Consider the following 16,953-nt stretch of genomic DNA (forward strand, 5'->3'; position numbering starts at 1 on the left):
AAGTCAACGCGAGGCGATCAGCTCCTCGGAGCGCTGGACCGTGCCGGTGATACCGCCGGCGTCCTGGCCCGCCAGCAGCACCGCCGCGCGGGCCATGGCCTCCGGCGGTTCGACCATCTCCGGTGGGATCTCCATCCCGGCCCCGCCGGCCTGCCAGCCCTCGGTGAGCACCACCCGCGACGGGCTCAGGCAGTTGACCGCGATGTTGTCGGCGCGCAGATCGGCGGCCAGGCCGAGGTAGAGCCGTTCGGCGGCGGCCTTGGACACCCAGTAGGCGTTCGCGCCCTGATCGGTCATGGTCACCCCGGTGGTGGTCACCGCGATCAGCGAGCCACCGCCGCGCGCCCGCACGTGCGGGATGACGGCCTTGGTCACCAGGAAGACGCCGGTGGTGTTGACGTCGAGGCAAAGTCGCCACCGCTTGAGCGGGGTGGACTCGATGGGTCCCAGCCACAGCACCCCGGCGTTGGCCACCAGGATGTCGATGCCGCCGAACTCCGAAACCGTCTGCGTGACAGCGGCTTCGACCGACGCCTCAGAGGTGACGTCGCACGCGACCGGCAGTGCGCGCCCGCCCGCGGCGGTGATCGCGTCGGCGACCGAACCGATGGTCCCCGGCAGCCTGCCCTCGGTCTCCGAGCGGGCCGCCACCGCCACCGCGGCGCCGTCGGCGGCAAGGGCCTTGGCCACCGTCGCGCCGATACCTCGACTGGCACCGGCGACGAAGGCGACCCGACCCTCGAGCGACCTCATTTCGGGGGGAACCGCAGCGCCCCGTCGAGGCGGATGATCTCGCCGTTGAGGTAGTCGTTCTCCACGATGCTCTGCGCCAGCTGGGCGTACTCGGTCGAGCGGCCCATCCGCTTCGGGAACGGCACTTGCGGACCCCAGTACTGCTCCAACTGGTCGGCGGCCTTGCCGTAGGCCGGGGTGTTGATGGTGCCCGGCGCGATCGTGCACACCCGAATTCCCAACGGAGACAGGTCGCGTGCGGCGACCAGTGTCATGCCGAGCACACCGCCCTTGGCCGCCGAGTACGGCAGCTGGCCGATCTGACCCTCGTAGCCGGCGATCGACGCGGTGTTGATGATGACCCCGCGCCCGCCCTCCTCGAGCGGCTCGGATTTCGCGATCGACGCTGCTGTCAGCCGCATCACGTTGAACACCGCGGTCAGGTAGAACTCGACGGTCTTCTTGAAACCGTCGAGGTCCAGCGGTGAGCCGTCCTTGCCGATCAGCCGTCCGCCGCTCGCGGGTCCGCCGTGGGTGTCCACCGAGATGCGCAGCGGCGCAAGCGCTTCGGCTTCGGCGATCGCGGCGTTCACGGACTCCTCGGAGGTCGCGTCGGTCCGCACGTACCGCACGCCGAGTTCCTTCTCGAGTGCGGCGCCCTTCTCGTCGGCCAGATCGGCGACGACCACCTTGGCACCGGCGGTCTGCAACCGGCGCACGGTGGCCTCACCGAGCCCACCAGCACCTCCGACGACGATCGCTGAGCTGCCGACGATTTGCATACGGTTCCCCTTCTTGCAACTAAGACTCTCGTGCTGAGAGAATAGTATTCTCATACGTCGCCGAAACGGAGTCAATCCATGCCTGAAGCCGTCATCGTCAGCGCGCTGCGCACGCCCATCGGCACCGCGATGAAAGGCACCCTCCGCGACACGGACGCCTACCAATTGGCCGAGCACGTCGTGAGAGCCGCCGCCGATGACCTCCCCACGGCCCAGATCGACGACGTCGTCCTCGGCGAAGGCCTCTACGGCGGCGGCGTCATCGCCCGTCACGCCGCCATCACCGCCGGTCTCACGTCGGTACCCGGGCTGTCGAACAACCGGCACTGCGCGGCAGGCCAGGCCGCCGTGCAGAGCGCCGCGGCCGGAATCCGCGCCGGTATGGATCACCTCGTGATCGCAGGCGGCGTCAACTCCGCCTCCACCTCACCGCGTTTCACCCGGCGCGCGAACAGCGCCAAGGACGCCGCGGTGCTCGACTGGTTCCCGCCCACCCATCCCGACCGGGCCGACGCCCCGAACATGGACATGTCGATCACGGTCGGGTGGAACGCCGCGGTGCGGGCCGGGGTCAGCCGCGAGGAGATGGACCAGTGGGCGTTCGACTCGCACCGCAAGGCGATCCAGGCCATCGACGAGGGGCGTTTCAAGGAGGAGATCGTCCCCATCGACACGCCCCACGGCGTCTTCGACACCGACGAACACCCGCGCCGCGACACCAGCCTCGAGAAGCTCGCCGCCCTCAAACCGCTGCACCCGGAGATCGAGGGCTTCTCGATCACCGCGGGGAACGCCTGCGGCGCCAACGACGGTGCCGCGGTACTGGCCCTCGCCAGCGACCGGCTCGGCCTGCCCGCGCTCGGCACGGTGCGCGCCTGGGCCTCGGTCGGCGTCGACCCCGCGTTCACTGGACTCGCGCCCGTCGAGGCGATCCCCAAAGCGCTGAAACGGGCCGGGATCTCGATCGCGGACGTGGACCTGTTCGAGATCAACGAGGCGTTCGCCGCGATGTGCGTGGCGACGGTCAAGATGCTCGACATCGACCCCGCGAAGGTCAACGTCAGCGGCAGCGGCTGCTCGCTCGGCCACCCCGTGGCCGCCACCGGCGCCCGCATGCTGGTCACGCTGGTGCACGAATTGCGCCGCCGCGGTGGTGGTGTCGGGGTGGCGGCCATGTGCGCCGGCGGCGGGATGGGCTCCGCGACCGTGATCGAAGTGCCCGGCAGTTGAGTCGGTGACGCCTAGGCTGGGGTGCCCATGGACGTAGACGAGCTCATCGCGGCGGCCCGCAACGGGTCCACCCGCGCCGCGGGCCGGCTGCTGAGCCTGGTCGAGGGCGCCCGCCGCGACGACGTGCTCGCCGCACTCACCCCGCGGCAGGCGCGCGTCATCGGGTTCACCGGTCCGCCGGGTGCGGGCAAGTCGACGACGGTCGCCGCGCTGGTGACCGCCTACCGGCAACAGGGCCTGCGGGTGGCGGTGCTGGCCGTCGACCCGTCCTCGCCCTACAGCGGCGGTGCACTGCTCGGCGACCGGATCCGGATGGCCGCCCACATCAACGACCCCGGTGTGCTGATCCGCTCGGTCGCCACCCGCGGCCACCTCGGCGGCCTCGCGGCCGCGGTGCCCGCCGCGATTCGCCTGCTCGCGGCGTTGTCCTACGACCTGATCATCCTGGAGACCGTCGGCGTCGGGCAGTCGGAGATCGAGATCGCCGCGATCGCCGACCCCACCGTCGTCGTCCTCAACCCCGGCGCCGGTGACGCGGTGCAGGCGGCGAAGGCCGGTCTGCTCGAGGTCGCCGACATCGTCGTGGTGAACAAGGCCGACCGTGAGGGCGCCGATCAGACGGTGCGTGACCTGCGCGGTGACATCAGCGTGCCGATCCTTAAACTCGTTGCCGCACAAGGCGACGGCGTCCCGGAGTTGGCCGACGCGATCGACGCCCACCACCGCGACGACACCCCGCAGCGGCGCACGGCACGGGCCAGGACCCAGATCCTGTCGCTGGCGCACACCCTGCTGCGGACCCATCCCGACCTCGACCGGCTGGCGGGTCTGGTCGCCGACGGCACCCACGACCCCTACGGCGCGGCGGCGGGGCTGTTCGCTAGTCCTCTGCGCGGCGCAGCACCGCCAGCACCGTCAGTGCCAGGATCTTGAGATCCAGCCACAGCGACCAGTTCTCGATGTAGTAGTTGTCCCATTCGGCCCGGCTGGCGATCGAGGTCTGGCCGCGTAGGCCGTGCACCTGCGCCCACCCGGTCACGCCCGCCTTCACCCGGTGTCGTTCGCCGTAGCGGCGGATCTGCATCTCGAACAGCTCCACGAATTCCGGCCGCTCCGGGCGGGGTCCGACCAGGCTCATCTCACCCTTGAGGACGTTGATGAGCTGGGGCAGTTCGTCGAGTGACGTCTGGCGCATGAGCTTGCCGATCCTGGTGCGGCGGTCGGCGCCTTCGACGCCACCGGGGGCGGAACCGGCCTGGAGTTCGAAGTGCCGATCCGACTCGCGCGGTGGCCGCATCGAGCGGAACTTCAGGCAGTCGAACGGCTTACCGTCGCGTCCGACCCGTTGCTGCGCGAAGAAGATCGGGCCGGGTGAGCTCAGCCGGACCAGCAGCGCCAGCGTCAGGAACACCGGGGAGATCAGCAGCAGCGCCAGCGCGGCGACGGTGCGATCCATCGCATGTTTGATCGCGAACTGCCAGCCCCGCGGATTGACGTCGTGCATCGCCATCAGCGGTAGACCGCCGACGTGTTCGACGTGGGCGCGGGATCCGACCGCGTCGAAGAGCCGGGGGATCACCCACACCCGCATGCCCAGCCGGTGGGCGTCCCGCACGGCGGAGATCAGCATGGAGTCGGGCAGTGGGCAGAACGACACGATGAGGTCGGTGGCGCCGGTCTTGAGCGCGACCTCCTCGAGGTCGGCCGGACTGCCGACCCAGGGCACGTCGACGCGGATCACGTCGGGCATCCCGTCGCCCGCGGCCGAGGACGGGTCGTCGAGCAGGCCGATCGGGCGCATGCCGTACTCAGGCAGCTCCTGCAGGTGGTGCATCAGCTGGTGGGCGATGGGGCCGTCGCCGATGATCAGTGTGGGCATCGCGGCCCGGTACCGGCGCCGCAGGCTGCGCTGCACGACCGAGCGCAGCAGCCGGACCGCGGGCACCAGCACCGCCGCGCACAGCCAGCACCGCAGTACGAATTCGCCGACGACCGCCTTGTCCGTGAACAGAAGCAGCGGCATCAGCAACGCGCAGGCGGCCAGCGCGACCGACGATTCCACCGGGTGGATCTCGTCGAGGAAGTTGCGCAGCAGGCGCGGGCGGTACAGCCCCCGGTGGGCGAGCAGCGCGATCAACAGCGGAACGAACAACCACGCCATCCAGCCGGCGGTGGACGACGACTCCGGGGTGGTCGACGTCTCCAGGTACTGGGCGAGCGCCACCGAGACCGACGCGGACACCACGTCGAGCAGCACGGTGATCGTGGCGTGGACCCGAGGCAGGATCACCAGCTCGGGAATCGACCGGCGGCCCTGCCGGGCCGGTGGCGCCTCGGGTGCGGCTTCCAGTTGACCGACCGGCATGCGCAGCGTTCCCCCGTGAGTAGATCGTCCGCCCGGCACCCGAGCGAACTGATCTAGCCATTCTGCAGTGGCGGAGTCAAGTGGACGCGGGTTCGCTCAACTCGGCAGTGATCGACCCGTCGCCGCGGCGTGACCGGCGCGGACGCCGAAGACCATGGCAGGCCCGAGTGTTCCGCCCGCCCCGCCGTAGGCCTTACCCGTCGCCCCCGCCATGGCGTTGCCCGCCGCATACAGCCCGGGGATGGGTGCGCCGCTGACGTGGAGGACCCGCCCGTCGCGGTCGGTGCGGGGACCGCCCTTGGTGCCCATCGCGCCGACGGCCACCGGCACCGCGTAGTACGGCGGGGTGTCGATGGGACCGAGGGTCTGCAGCGCGGGGGTGGCGGCATGCGGATCGCCCCAGTAGCCGTCGTAGGCGCTGGCGCCCCTGCCGAAGTCCGGGTCGCGCTCCTCGGCGACGTTGCGATTCCAGTCGGCGAGCGTGCGGGCCAGGCCGTCGGCGTCGATGCCGGTCTTCTCGCCGAGCTCCTCCAGGTCGGCCGACTTCGCGTACCAGTCGGGGGCGGGCCCGTCGGGTTCGACGGCGAGGAAGCCGTACTTCTTGAGGTGCAGTGAGTCGAAGACGATCCAGGCCGGATCGTTGACGTAGCCGTGTTTGGGGTCGAGGTACTGGAACGCCCCGGCCATCGAGTTGTACTCCGCGGCCTCGTTGACGAATCGTTTCCCCGCCCGGTTGACGATGATGCTGCGCGGGCGGGTGCGTTCCAGCCGGACGCTGCGGCTGCGGGGGTGCCCGCCGATGGTGTCGCCGGGGATCTGCACGATCGGGACCCACCACGCCTCGCCCATGTTGGCCAGGTCGGCGCCGTGCGCCATCGCCATCCGCAGCCCGTCGCCGGTGTTGTTGGGCGGGGACACCGGACCGTGCATGGGCCCGCGCAGGAACGCCTCCACCAGGGTGCGGTCCCATTCGAACCCGCCGGTGCCGAGGATGACGGCACGGCGGGCGTGGACGCGGATCTCGCTGTCGGGCTGCCGGATTCGCACACCGGCGATGCGGCCGTCCTCGGCGATCAGTTCGACGGCGCGGGAGTCGGTGTGCGGGGTGACGCCCGCGTCGAGCAGACCCTTGAGCAGGCCGGCGATCAGCGCGGTCCCGGCGACGCACGGGTCCTCGAGCGTCTCGTCGACCGAAGCGTGGATGCGGGCGCGGGTCTCGGCGTCGATGCCGACGTTGCTGAAATCGGCGGGGAACGAGGTGATCCGGTCGCGCCACGGTCCGAGCCTGGCGAGGTCGAACGGCGCCGCCGACAGTGAGCGGCCGCCGCCGGGGCGGCCCCCGGGCAGTTCGGGCTTGTAGTCCGGGAAGCCCTCGGCCACCGAGAACCGCAGACCGCTGTGGGCTTCGACGAATTCGAGCATCCGGGGTCCGGTGTGGACGAACGTCTCCACGAGGTCGGTGTCCATCACGCCGAGCGACTGCGCGCGCAGATAGGCCAGCGCGTCCTCGACGGTCAGCTCGTCGCCGGCGCGGTCGTGGGCCGGGATCCACACGATGCCGCCGGACACCGCGGTCGTCCCGCCGACCGTCGGGGCCTTCTCGTACACCTCGACCGCGGCGCCGTTCGCCGCGGCGGCCAGCGCGGCGGCCAGGCCTGCGCCTCCGCTGCCCAGTACGACGACGTCGGTCTCGTGGTCCCAGACGCTCACTTCGGTCCTTCCTGTCAGGGTGTCGGGCACGTCCGCTAGAGGATGGCGGCGAGCTCCTCGGCGGCCGCGATCACCGCGTCCTTGCCGTCCAGTACGACGTCCTCCCGGTGCGAGATGAGGTTGATGCACGTCGCCGGTGAGGGCGGGCGCCTGCGCACCGGCACCGCCAGCCCGAACGTGTTGGGTTCGACCTCGCCGTGGGTGATGACCCAGCCCTGCCGACGGGTCAGGGGCACCAGGTCACGCTCACCGGGGCGCGGCGGCATGCTCGCGAGCAGGGCGATGCCGGCCGCACCGCGGTCCAGCGGATAGCGGCTGCCCTCGTGAAAAGACAAGTGGTAGTACACATTCGTCGGCGAGATCACCGCAACGGCGACCTGTTGATCCCCCTCGGCGACGAGGAGCGAGACGGTGGTGCCCAGCGTGTCGGCGAGCCCACGCAGCACCGGGACGCTCAGTGCGCGCACGTTGTTGTCGAACGACGAGCCGAGCAGCGCCAGCCCGGCGGCGGGCCGGTAACGGCCGTCCTCACCCTTGGCGACGTAGCGGAACTGGGTCAGCGTGCCGAGCAGTCGGTAGGCGATGGTGCGGTGCACGCCGACGAAGTCGGCCACCTGCTGCACGGTCAGCCCGTGCGGGGCGGTGGCCACGGCCTGCAGCGCCGACAGCCCCCGCGCCAGGGTCTGCGACCCGGCGGCGAGTTTGTCGGGCATCTTTCCCGTTTCTTCGGCGCCGCCCGCTCCCTTGACAGACGTCATCGTGAGAGTGATGCTCTAAACATAGTGCACATTAGTGAGCGATATTAGCACGCAGCACTACCGCAAAGCGAGAATGGTATTTCCGACGTATCCGCCAGTAGAGGGGAGAGCAAGGCTCCGTGGCCGAACATGAAAGCGTGTGGAGCGACCTGCAGGGCGTCGCGTTCTCGCAGGGCTACCTGGACGCGGGCGGGGTGCGCACGCGTTATCTGCACGCCGGGGACACCCGCAAACCGCCGCTGGTCTTCCTGCACGGCTCCGGCGGTCACGCCGAGGCCTACGTCCGCAACCTCGACGCACACGCCGAGCACTTCTCCACGTGGTCGATCGACATGCTGGGCCACGGGTACACCGACAAACCCGGCCATCCCCTCGAGATCCGCCACTACGTCGACCACCTGCGCGCCTTCCTCGACGCCATCGGCGCCGAGAAGGCCTACATCAGTGGGGAATCGCTGGGCGGGTGGGTGGCCGCCCGGCTCGCCGCCGATCATGGCGACCGCGTCGTGCGCCTGGTGCTCAACACTGCGGGCGGTTCGCAGGCCGATCCCGAGGTGATGAAGCGCATCATCACCCTGTCCATGGCCGCCGCCGAGGATCCCAGCTGGGAGACCGTGCAGGCGCGCATCAAATGGCTGATGGCCGACAAGAGCAAGGGCTACGACGACATCGTCGCCAGCCGCCAGCGCGTCTACCGTCAACCGGGCTTCGTCTCGGCGATGCGCGACATCATGGCGCTGCAGGACCCCGAGATCCGCGCACGAAATCTGCTCGGTCCCAAAGAGTACGGCGCGATCACCGCGCCGACGCTGGTGGTGTGGACCACTGACGATCCCACCGCCGACGTCGAGGAGGGTAGGCGGATCGCCTCGATGATCCCCGGTGCGCGCTTCGAGGTGATGCCCGGCTGCGGGCACTGGCCGCAGTACGAGGATCCCAAGACCTTCAACCGGTTACACGTCGACTTCCTGCTGGGGCGCTGATGACGGGAACAGACACCGACGTCCTCATCGTCGGCGCGGGCCCGGTGGGGCTGACGCTGGCGAACATCCTCGGCCAGCAGGGGGTGCGCACTGTGATCGTCGAGGAGCGCGCGACGCTCATCGACTATCCGCGCGGTGTCGGACTCGACGACGAGGCGCTGCGCACCTTTCAGTCCATCGGGCTGGTCGACAAGGTCCTGCCCCACACCGTGCCGAACCAGATCCTGCGGTTCTTCGACGGCGACCGCAGGTTGCTCGCCGAGATGGCGCCGCCGGACGCGCGGTTCGGCTGGCCCAAGCGCAACGGCTTCGTCCAGCCGATGGTCGATGCCGAATTGCACGCCGGTCTGGCGCGATTCCCGCACGTGGAGGTGCGTTGGGGAAACAGGATGGCCGGATGCGAACAGACCGACGACGGTGTGACGGTGCGGTTGGAGGGGGAGTCCGACCCGGTGCGCGCCCGGTACGTGGTCGGCTGTGACGGTGGGCGCAGCGCGACGCGCCGCCTGATGGGGGTGTCGTTCGACGGCACCACCTCGCCGACGCGCTGGCTGGTGGTCGACATCGCCAACGATCCGCTCGGCCACCCCAACAGCGAGGTGGGCGCCGACCCGGCCCGGCCGTACGCGTCGATCTCGATCGCGCACGGTATCCGCCGCTTCGAGTTCATGATTCACGCCGACGAGACCGACGAACAGGCCGAGGACCCCGCCTTCATCCAGCGCATGCTCGGGCTGCTCGTGCCCTACCCCGAACGCGTCGAGATCATCCGGCACCGGGTGTACACCCACCACTCCCGCATCGCGGGCGCCTTCCGCAAGGGCCGCATGTTCCTGGCCGGAGACGCTGCCCACCTGATGCCGGTGTGGCAGGGGCAGGGCTACAACAGCGGTATCCGCGACGCCGCGAACCTCGGGTGGAAACTCGCCGCGGTCGTCAACGGCCGTGCCGGCGACGCGCTGCTCGACACCTACGACGTGGAGCGCCGCAAGCACGCCCGCGCGATGATCGACCTGTCCACCATGGTGGGCCGGGTCATCTCGCCGACCAACCGCCGCGTTGCCACGTTGCGGGACAAGCTGATCCGCGGTGCATCGGTGCTACCGACGCTCAAGCGCTATGTGCTCGAGATGCGGTTCAAGCCGATGCCGCGCTACGAACAGGGTTCGGTCTTCCACCCGCAGGCGCCGTCGCCGACGTCGCCGACCGGCACGCTGTTCATCCAGCCGCGCGTGGACACCCGCGACCGGCAGAACGTGTTGCTCGACGAGGTGATGGGGACCGGCTTCGCGGTGCTGTGCTGGAACAACAATCCGCGTGCGCTGCTCGGTGACGAGGTCTTCGACCGGTGGAAAGCGTTGGGCGCCAGGTTCATCGCCGCCCGTCCATCGACCCAGCTGCACTGGACCGGACACGACGATTCCGACGTCACCGTCGTCGGCGACCGGACCGGCGCACTCAAGGGCTGGTTCGACGCGCACAACGAGTCGGTGCTGTTCCTACGGCCCGACCGCTGCATCGCCGGCGCCTGCATCGCCCAGCGCGCCCCCGAAGTGAGCACCGCCCTGTTCTGCGTGCTCCATCTGACGCAGGGAGGAGGTGAGGGTCACCATGGCGCAGATCGCCCTGTGCTGCATGTCGCACAGTCCGCTGCTGAATCTTCCGGGACCGTCGCGGGAACTCCTTGACGACATCGAGTCCGCACTGGCCGTCGCCCGCGACTTCGTCGCCGAGTTCGACCCCGAACTCGTGGTCACGTTCTCACCGGACCACTACAACGGGTTCTTCTACAAGGTGATGCCGCCGTTCTGCGTCGGCACCTCCGCCCAGGGCGTCGGGGACTACGGCACCCACGCCGGACCGCTGGACGTGCCGGAGCGCCTCGCGGGCGAACTCGCCACCGCGGTGCTCGAAGCCGGTGTGGACGTGGCGATCTCGGCCAGCATGGACGTCGACCACGGCACCGTGCAGCCGCTGCAGAACCTGTTCGGCGACGCGGTCGCGCGCCCCGTCGTCCCCGTGTTCATCAACTCCGTCGCCACCCCGCTGGGCCCGTTGCGGCGCGCCCGCGCACTCGGCACGGCGATCGGGCAGTACCTCGCCGGCCTCGACAAGCGGATCCTGGTGCTCGGCTCCGGCGGGCTGTCCCACGATCCGCCGGTGCCGACGCTGGCCACGGCGCCACCCGCCGCGCTCGACCGCATCGTGCACGGCGCACCGATGAGCACCGAGGCGCGCATGGCTCGGCAGGCCGCGGTGATCGACGCCGCGCACGCCTTCGCGCACGGGGAGAGCCCGCTGCAGCCGCTCAACCCGGAGTGGGACGCGACGTTCCTGGAGATCCTCGACGAAGGCTGGCTCTCAGACCTCGACGGGTGGTCGAACGCCTTCATCGCCCGCGAGGGCGGGAACTCCGCCCACGAGATCCGCACCTGGGTTGCGGCATTCGCGGCACTTGCGGCCAACGGTGACTACCGGACGGGGCTGCGCTTCTACCGCGCCGCCCCCGAACTGATCGCGGGTTTCGCGGTCCGGACGGCGGTGCTGGCATGAACTTCGACAAGCAAGTGGACGTCCTGGTCGTCGGCTCCGGCGGCGGCGGGATGACCGCCGCGCTGACCGCCAACGCGAGCGGACTGGACACCCTGGTCGTGGAGAAGGCCGCGCACTTCGGCGGATCCACCGCGCTCTCGGGTGGCGGGATATGGGTGCCCGGCGCCCCGTCCCAGCGCAAGGCGGGCTACACCCCCGACCCCGACGAGGTCTTCGACTACCTCAAGCGAATCACCGACGGATTGGTCAGCGACGCCCGGCTGCGCGCCTACGTCGACGCCGCGCCGGAGATGATGGAGTTCCTCGAGAACCTCAGCCCGTGGTTCGAGTTCGTGTGGAAACCCGGCTACGCCGACTACTACCCGGAACTGCCCGGCGGTTCGCCGCTCGGCAGCACGATCAACGTCCCCGCCATCGACCTGCGCCGCCTCGGCGACGAGGAAGAGCATCTGCTGCAACCGCTGGCGTTGGCGCCCAGGGGAATCTGGTTCGCACCCAAGGACCTTCGGCTCTTCTACCAGGTGCGGCAGAACTGGCGCGGTAAGGCCGTGCTGCTCAAGCTGATCTGGCGGATGGTCCGGGCGCGGGTGTTCGGCGACCGGATGGCCGCGATCGGCCAGTCGCTGGCCGCGCGGCTGCGCCTGGCGATGAAGCAGCACGACGTGCCGCTGTGGCTCAGCGCGCCGATGACCGAACTCATCACCGGACCCGACGGTGAGGTGGTCGGCGCGGTCGTCGAGAAGGACGGGCACCCCGTCCGGATCGGGGCGCGCCGCGGCGTGATCCTCGCCGCGGGTGGCTTCGACCACGACATGGAGTGGCGCCGACAGCATCTGCCGGTCCTGGAGAAGGACTGGAGCTTCGGCAACCCCGCCAACGTCGGCGACGGGATCCGCGCCGGCGAAAAGGTCGGCGCCGCCACCGAACTGCTCGACGAGGCGTGGTGGTTCCCGGCGATGTGCTGGCCCGACGGCCGGCTGCAGTTCATGCTCAACGAGCGGATGATGCCCGCGCAGTTCGTCGTCAACGGCGACGGTAAGCGCTTCATCAACGAGGCCGCCCCGTACATGGACTTCGCGCACGCGATGATCGAAGGGCAGAACTCCGGCGTGACGCACATCCCGTGTTGGCTGATCACCGACATCCGCTCGTTCCACCGGTACGTCGTCGGCGGGCACCTGCCGATCCCGAAGGTGCCGTTCGCGCCGGTGCCCACCGGCTGGAAGGTGCCGCGGGCCTGGCTGGACTCCGGAATCGTCAAAGAGGCCCACTCGTGGGAGGAGTTGGCGGGCAAGATCGGCGTCCCCGCGGAGAACCTGCGCCGGACCGCCGAACGCTTCAACGAACTCGCGCACAAGGGCCACGACGACGACTTCAACCGCGGGGACAGCGCCTACGACAACTACTACGGCGACCCCACGCTGCCGAACCCCAACCTGCACCCGCTCGGCAAGCCGCCGTACTACGCGTTCCAGATCATCCTCGGCGACCTCGGCACCTCGGGCGGGTTGCGCACCGACGAGCACGCCCGGGTGCTGCGCGACGACGACTCCGTGGTGCCCGGCCTCTACGCGGTCGGCAACAACTCCGCGGCGGTCATGGGCCGCAGTTACGCCGGTGCGGGCGCGACGATCGGGCCCGCCATGACGTTCGGCTATGTCGCTGCCAGACACCTTGCAGCACAACCCGAATCCACCACGGCTACAACCCAGACCAGGGCCGACACCCACCGGAGGTAGTACATGAAGATCTCGCTGTTCTACGAATTCCCGCTGCCGCGGCCGTGGTCGGAGGATGACGAGCACCAGTTGTTCCAGCACGGACTCGACGAGGTGGAACTCGCCGACAAGGCCGGTTTCTCGACGGTGTGGCTGACCGAGCACCACTTCCTCGAGGAGTACTGCCACTCCACTGCGCCCGAGATGTTCCTCGCCGCGGCGAGCCAGCGCACCAAGAACATCCGGCTCGGGTTCGGCGTCATGCACCTGCCACCACCGATCAACCACCCCGCGCGCATCGCCGAACGGGTCGCGACGCTGGACCATCTGTCCAACGGTCGGGTAGAGTTCGGCACCGGTGAGGGTTCGTCGGTCGCCGAGCTCGGCGGTTTCAACATCGACCCCGCCGACAAGCGCACGATGTGGGAGGAGGCCCTCGAGGTCTCGATCCGCTGTATGACCGAGGCCCCGTTCACCGGGTTCAAGGGTGAGCACGTGGAGATGGCGGCCCGCAACGTCATCCCGAAACCGCTGCAGCAGCCGCACCCGCCGGTCTGGGTGGCGTGTACGCGGCCCTCCTCGGTGCAGATGGCGGCGCAGAAGGCCATCGGCGCACTGAGTTTCGCCTACACCGGTCCGGAGGCCCTCAAGGAGCGGGTGGACGGCTACTACCGGGAGTTCGAGGAGAAGGGCACGCCGGTCACCCCGGCGATCAACCCGAACCTGCTCGCGATCGGCGGCGACTTGTCGATGATGGTCGCCAAGACCGACGAGCAGGCGCTCGACCGGCTTGGCATCGGCGGCGGCTTCTTCTCGTTCGGGATCATGCACTACTACCTGACCGGTATGCACACGCCCGGACGCACCGGGGTGTGGGAACTGTACGAACAGGCGGTGAAGGAGGATCCGACGCTGGCCTACGGACCCGGCCGCGGCGCGATCGGATCGCCGGACACGGTGCGCGAGTTCCTGCGCGGCTACGAGGCCAGTGGCGTCGACGAAATCATCCTGCTGCTCAATCCGCGCAGCCACGAGGGCACGATGGAGTCCATCGAGATCATGGGCAAGGAGATCCTGCCCGAGTTCATCGAGCGCGACGAGAAGGCCGTCAAGGACAAGGCCAAGCGGCTGGAGCCGGTCATCGAGAAGGTGGAGGCGCGCCGCCAGCCGTCGGACGCCCCGCTGTTCGACGAGACCTACTCGTTCGGCGGCCTGCCCACCGGCCGCGGCGGCAAGTTCACCGCGGGCGAGATCCCGGAGGCGATGGCCGAGATCAACGAGGGCCGGGTCAAGGCCGCCGAACAGGAGAAGCAGGCCAAGGCGGTCAAGGAAGCCTCGGGCTAAGTGGCCGGAATCGAACAACTGTGGCGCTACGACGGTAAGCGGGTCGTCGTCACCGGCTGCGCATCGGGTATCGGCGCACACCTCGTGCGGGAGTTGGGCGAACTCGGCGCGCATGTCGTCGGCCTCGACATCCGGCGACCGGCAGTCGAACTCGACGAGTTCGCGGAGATCGACCTGTCGGATGAGGCGTCGATCGACCACGCCACCGCCGCGATCGGCGGGGACATCGACGTGTTGTTCAACGTCGCCGGTGTCTCGTCGGGGATCGGCGACCCGCCGCTGGTGGTGCGGATCAACTTCCTCGGCACCCGGCACTTCACCGAGGCGCTGCTGCCGCGGATGCGGCCGGGTTCGGCGGTGGTCAGCGTGTCGTCGCTGGCGGCAGCGTCCTACCTGGACAACGCTTGGGTTACGGCGGGTCTGGTGCGCACCGCCACGATGGACGACGGAATCGCCTGGTGCGACGCGCATCCCGAGGCGCTCGCCGACGGCGGCTACCGGTTGGCCAAGGAGGCGCTGATCCTCTACACGATGCGCAGCGCCGGACCGCTCGGCGCGCGGGGGATCCGGATCAACTGCACGGGACCGGGTGTCACCGAGACCCCGATCCTCGACCAGCTGCGAACCGCGTACGGACCGGCGTTCCTCGACGACATCCCGAAACCGCTCGGCCGGGTGTCGGATCCGGAGGAGCAGGCGGCGGTGCTGTTGTTCCTCGGCAGCGGTGCGGCCAGTTACATCACCGGCCAGATCATCTGGGTCGACGGTGGAAACCTCGCGGGCCGGGTGGCCGCGACTGTAGACGCTTCAGAAGGGATGTGACGTGGCCACACTCGACGAGTTCCGGCGTGCGGGGGAGGCGGTGCGCAACTGGGGACGCTGGGGTGACGCCGACGAACTCGGCACGCTGAACTTCATCACCGCCGACAAGGTGGCCGAGGCGGCGCGGCTGGTGCGGCACGGCAAGGTGTTTCCGCTCGGGGTGGACTTCGGGTCGGCGGGTCCGCAGGGGGCGTTCCAGTACCGGCCCAACCCGATGCATGTGATGACGGTCGACGGCGGTGACGCGCACACGCTGGTGCAGTACGGTCCGCCGTGGCTGAAAAACACCGTCGCTCAGCAGTTGGCGGGGTATTTCGTCGACAACCCGTTCCGGTTCAACGACGACATGATCATCATGCCGCTGCAGGCGGCGACGCAATGGGATGCGCTGTCGCACGTCTACTACGACGACAAGCTGTACAACGGTTTCCCGGCGGAGTCGGTGACCAGCCAGGGGGCGTTCCACTGCGGAATCGACAAGGTCGACAGCAAGGGCATCACTTCGCGCGGTGTGCTGCTGGACATCGTGCGTCACCGTGGGGCGGACGTGTTCTGCTCGCACGGTGACCCGATCACGCCCGACGAGCTCGACGAAGTCGCTCGCGCGCAGGGTGTTTCGATCGGCAGCGGGGACATCGTGCTGATCCGCACCGGGTGGTGGGACCGGTTCCTCGAGGCAGGCGACGGCACCGAACCCTATGCGGGGCTGGACTGGCGGTGTGCGGCGTGGCTGCACGAACGCGAGGTGGCGGCGATCGCGGCGGACAACCTGATGGTGGAGGATCCGGTGTCCGGGGTGGAGGGCACGATCCTGCCGATGCACATGTTGTGCCTGCGCGATATGGGTCTGATGCTCGGGGAGTACTGGGATCTGGGTGCGCTGGGCGCCGACTGTGCGGCGGACGGGGTGTATGAATTCCAGCTTGTCGCACCGCCGTTGCGGGTGACCGGTGCGGTGGGTGCGCCGTTGAATCCGATCGCGATCAAGTGACGGCCGGGACGGTGGGCGAGTCGCCGCTGGTCGTCGGGCTGGGCGGCACGCTGCGGGCGAACTCGTCGACGGAGCGGGCGGTGCGGTACTGCCTGGAGGCCGTCGAACGCCAGGGCGGCCGGACCCGGATGTTCGCGGGGCCGGACCTCGACATGCCGATGTATGCGCCGCATCAGTTGGAGCGGACGCCGCGCGCGTTGGAATTCGTTGCGGCGCTGCGGGATGCCGATGCGGTGGTAGTCGGGTCGCCGGGCTACCACGGGGCGATCTCGGGTCTCGTGAAGAATGCGCTCGACTACATCGAGGATCTGCGGGAGGACCCGCGGGTGTACCTCGACAACACGCCGTGGGGTTGTATCAGTTGTGCGTACGGGTGGCAGGCGGCGGTGAACACGCTCGGGCAGTTGCGGTCGATCGGCCATGCGTTGCGGGCGTGGCCGACGCCGCTCGGGGTGGCGATCAACTCGGCGGATCCGATCTGGGATGACGGCGGGACGCTCGTCGATGAACCCGTGCGCAATCAGCTCGACCTGCTGGCGAATCAGGTGCTGACGTTCGCGCAGGCGCACCGCACGGCGAAGTAGGCGTCTGCGCGCCGTGCGCGCTCCGAGGCGGCGCGGATCGCGGCCTTCAGGAGGTAGTTGCTCCGGAAAGGTGTTCCTCCGGTGCGCGTCAACAGATGTCACGCGGCCGCCGGAGCGGTCAATTCCGTTGTGCTTCAGGCATGTTGACGGCGCCCGGACTCGGGTTAGTTGTCACTCGGTGGGGCTTTGGGTTCGAAGGGTGTGTACCACCACCAGTCGGCGCGTTCGCCGCTGGGCCCGGGATAGGGGTCGACCTTCGGGGGCGCTTGGGTGGGTGGCCGCGCCAGCGACCCGTCACGCATGATCCGGCCTCGGCTGTCGGTGACGACGAGTTGGTGGGCGGGTCCGGTGATGGTGATGATCCCGCGGTGATGCGCCCGA

Annotated in this window: 15 protein-coding genes and 1 pseudogene; 10 read left to right on the forward strand and 6 right to left on the reverse strand. The window is 69.4% G+C overall.

Features of this window, described 5'->3' with window-relative positions:
• Positions 1–3 precede the first annotated feature (3 nt).
• Both AU194_RS19580 and AU194_RS19585 read right to left on the reverse strand, forming a co-directional pair.
• Complete coding sequence (locus AU194_RS19580) at positions 4–753, reverse strand: SDR family NAD(P)-dependent oxidoreductase (protein WP_059090922.1); 750 nt, start codon at positions 751–753, stop codon at positions 4–6.
• Positions 750–1,514 (reverse strand): SDR family NAD(P)-dependent oxidoreductase, encoded by a 765-nt coding sequence (locus tag AU194_RS19585; RefSeq protein ID WP_059090923.1) that lies wholly within the window; start codon positions 1,512–1,514, stop codon positions 750–752. Before AU194_RS19585 ends, AU194_RS19580 begins: the two co-directional genes overlap by 4 nt.
• Before the next feature lie 78 nt (positions 1,515–1,592).
• Between AU194_RS19585 and AU194_RS19590 the strand changes: the two genes are divergently transcribed.
• The gene (locus tag AU194_RS19590; RefSeq protein ID WP_059090924.1) at positions 1,593–2,744 is read left to right on the forward strand and encodes a thiolase family protein; all 1,152 of its coding nucleotides are present in this window, start codon (positions 1,593–1,595) and stop codon (positions 2,742–2,744) included.
• Between the two features lie 27 nt (positions 2,745–2,771).
• Positions 2,772–3,677 (forward strand): methylmalonyl Co-A mutase-associated GTPase MeaB, encoded by a 906-nt coding sequence (gene meaB / locus AU194_RS19595; protein WP_059090925.1) that lies wholly within the window; start codon positions 2,772–2,774, stop codon positions 3,675–3,677.
• On the opposite strand, the gene AU194_RS19600 is transcribed toward meaB, so the two are convergent.
• The 3 genes from AU194_RS19600 to AU194_RS19610 form a co-directional block, all read right to left on the reverse strand.
• On the reverse strand, positions 3,625–5,109 hold the full coding sequence (locus AU194_RS19600; RefSeq protein ID WP_059090926.1) for a sugar transferase: 1,485 nt from the start codon (positions 5,107–5,109) through the stop codon (positions 3,625–3,627). The genes meaB and AU194_RS19600 overlap by 53 nt on opposite strands.
• A gap of 96 nt (positions 5,110–5,205) precedes the next feature.
• Positions 5,206–6,819 carry an FAD-dependent oxidoreductase gene (locus AU194_RS19605; RefSeq protein ID WP_059090927.1) on the reverse strand — a complete coding sequence of 538 codons (1,614 nt, stop codon included), beginning with the start codon at positions 6,817–6,819 and terminating at the stop codon, positions 5,206–5,208.
• Positions 6,820–6,854: 35 nt separating this feature from the next.
• Entirely contained in the window at positions 6,855–7,577 is a 723-nt protein-coding gene (locus AU194_RS19610) for an IclR family transcriptional regulator (RefSeq protein ID WP_059090928.1), read from the reverse strand.
• Positions 7,578–7,696: 119 nt separating this feature from the next.
• Between AU194_RS19610 and AU194_RS19615 the strand changes: the two genes are divergently transcribed.
• The 8 genes from AU194_RS19615 to AU194_RS19650 are packed head-to-tail and all read left to right on the forward strand — an operon-like array spanning position 7,697 to position 16,572.
• A complete protein-coding gene (locus AU194_RS19615; protein ID WP_059090929.1) occupies positions 7,697–8,560 on the forward strand; it encodes an alpha/beta fold hydrolase in 864 nt (287 codons plus the stop codon).
• Positions 8,560–10,248, forward strand: coding sequence for a bifunctional 3-(3-hydroxy-phenyl)propionate/3-hydroxycinnamic acid hydroxylase (locus tag AU194_RS19620; RefSeq protein WP_059090930.1), 1,689 nt, complete (start codon positions 8,560–8,562; stop codon positions 10,246–10,248). The genes AU194_RS19615 and AU194_RS19620 overlap by 1 nt, the downstream gene beginning before the upstream one ends.
• Positions 10,172–11,113 carry a 3-carboxyethylcatechol 2,3-dioxygenase gene (locus AU194_RS19625; RefSeq protein ID WP_082698716.1) on the forward strand — a complete coding sequence of 314 codons (942 nt, stop codon included), beginning with the start codon at positions 10,172–10,174 and terminating at the stop codon, positions 11,111–11,113. Before AU194_RS19620 ends, AU194_RS19625 begins: the two co-directional genes overlap by 77 nt.
• Positions 11,110–12,852, forward strand: coding sequence for an FAD-binding protein (locus tag AU194_RS19630; protein WP_059090931.1), 1,743 nt, complete (start codon positions 11,110–11,112; stop codon positions 12,850–12,852). Before AU194_RS19625 ends, AU194_RS19630 begins: the two co-directional genes overlap by 4 nt.
• Before the next feature lie 3 nt (positions 12,853–12,855).
• Complete coding sequence (locus tag AU194_RS19635; protein WP_059090932.1) at positions 12,856–14,175, forward strand: LLM class flavin-dependent oxidoreductase; 1,320 nt, start codon at positions 12,856–12,858, stop codon at positions 14,173–14,175.
• On the forward strand, positions 14,176–14,997 hold the full coding sequence (locus tag AU194_RS19640; RefSeq protein ID WP_059090933.1) for a coniferyl-alcohol dehydrogenase: 822 nt from the start codon (positions 14,176–14,178) through the stop codon (positions 14,995–14,997). It abuts the gene before it with no gap.
• A 1-nt stretch (position 14,998) separates the two neighbouring features.
• The gene (locus AU194_RS19645; protein ID WP_059090934.1) at positions 14,999–15,988 is read left to right on the forward strand and encodes a cyclase family protein; all 990 of its coding nucleotides are present in this window, start codon (positions 14,999–15,001) and stop codon (positions 15,986–15,988) included.
• Complete coding sequence (locus AU194_RS19650) at positions 15,985–16,572, forward strand: NADPH-dependent FMN reductase (protein WP_231743485.1); 588 nt, start codon at positions 15,985–15,987, stop codon at positions 16,570–16,572. The genes AU194_RS19645 and AU194_RS19650 overlap by 4 nt, the downstream gene beginning before the upstream one ends.
• A 164-nt stretch (positions 16,573–16,736) precedes the next feature.
• Here AU194_RS19650 and AU194_RS32265 read toward each other — a convergent pair.
• A pseudogene (locus tag AU194_RS32265) lies at positions 16,737–16,953 on the reverse strand (hypothetical protein); the annotation flags it as partial.

The organism is Mycobacterium sp. GA-2829, from assembly GCF_001499965.1.
Taxonomy (GTDB): Bacteria; Actinomycetota; Actinomycetes; order Mycobacteriales; family Mycobacteriaceae; genus Mycobacterium.

Coding starts and splice junctions, on each gene's coding strand:
- meaB (WP_059090925.1), top strand. CDS start 2,772: ATGGACGTAGACGAGCTCATCGCGGCGGCCCGCAACGGGTCCACCCGC.
- AU194_RS19585 (WP_059090923.1), bottom strand. CDS start 1,514: ATGCAAATCGTCGGCAGCTCAGCGATCGTCGTCGGAGGTGCTGGTGGG.
- AU194_RS19620 (WP_059090930.1), top strand. CDS start 8,560: ATGACGGGAACAGACACCGACGTCCTCATCGTCGGCGCGGGCCCGGTG.
- AU194_RS19610 (WP_059090928.1), bottom strand. CDS start 7,577: ATGACGTCTGTCAAGGGAGCGGGCGGCGCCGAAGAAACGGGAAAGATG.
- AU194_RS19625 (WP_082698716.1), top strand. CDS start 10,172: ATGGCGCAGATCGCCCTGTGCTGCATGTCGCACAGTCCGCTGCTGAAT.
- AU194_RS19630 (WP_059090931.1), top strand. CDS start 11,110: ATGAACTTCGACAAGCAAGTGGACGTCCTGGTCGTCGGCTCCGGCGGC.
- AU194_RS19590 (WP_059090924.1), top strand. CDS start 1,593: ATGCCTGAAGCCGTCATCGTCAGCGCGCTGCGCACGCCCATCGGCACC.
- AU194_RS19580 (WP_059090922.1), bottom strand. CDS start 753: ATGAGGTCGCTCGAGGGTCGGGTCGCCTTCGTCGCCGGTGCCAGTCGA.
- AU194_RS19635 (WP_059090932.1), top strand. CDS start 12,856: ATGAAGATCTCGCTGTTCTACGAATTCCCGCTGCCGCGGCCGTGGTCG.
- AU194_RS19600 (WP_059090926.1), bottom strand. CDS start 5,109: ATGCCGGTCGGTCAACTGGAAGCCGCACCCGAGGCGCCACCGGCCCGG.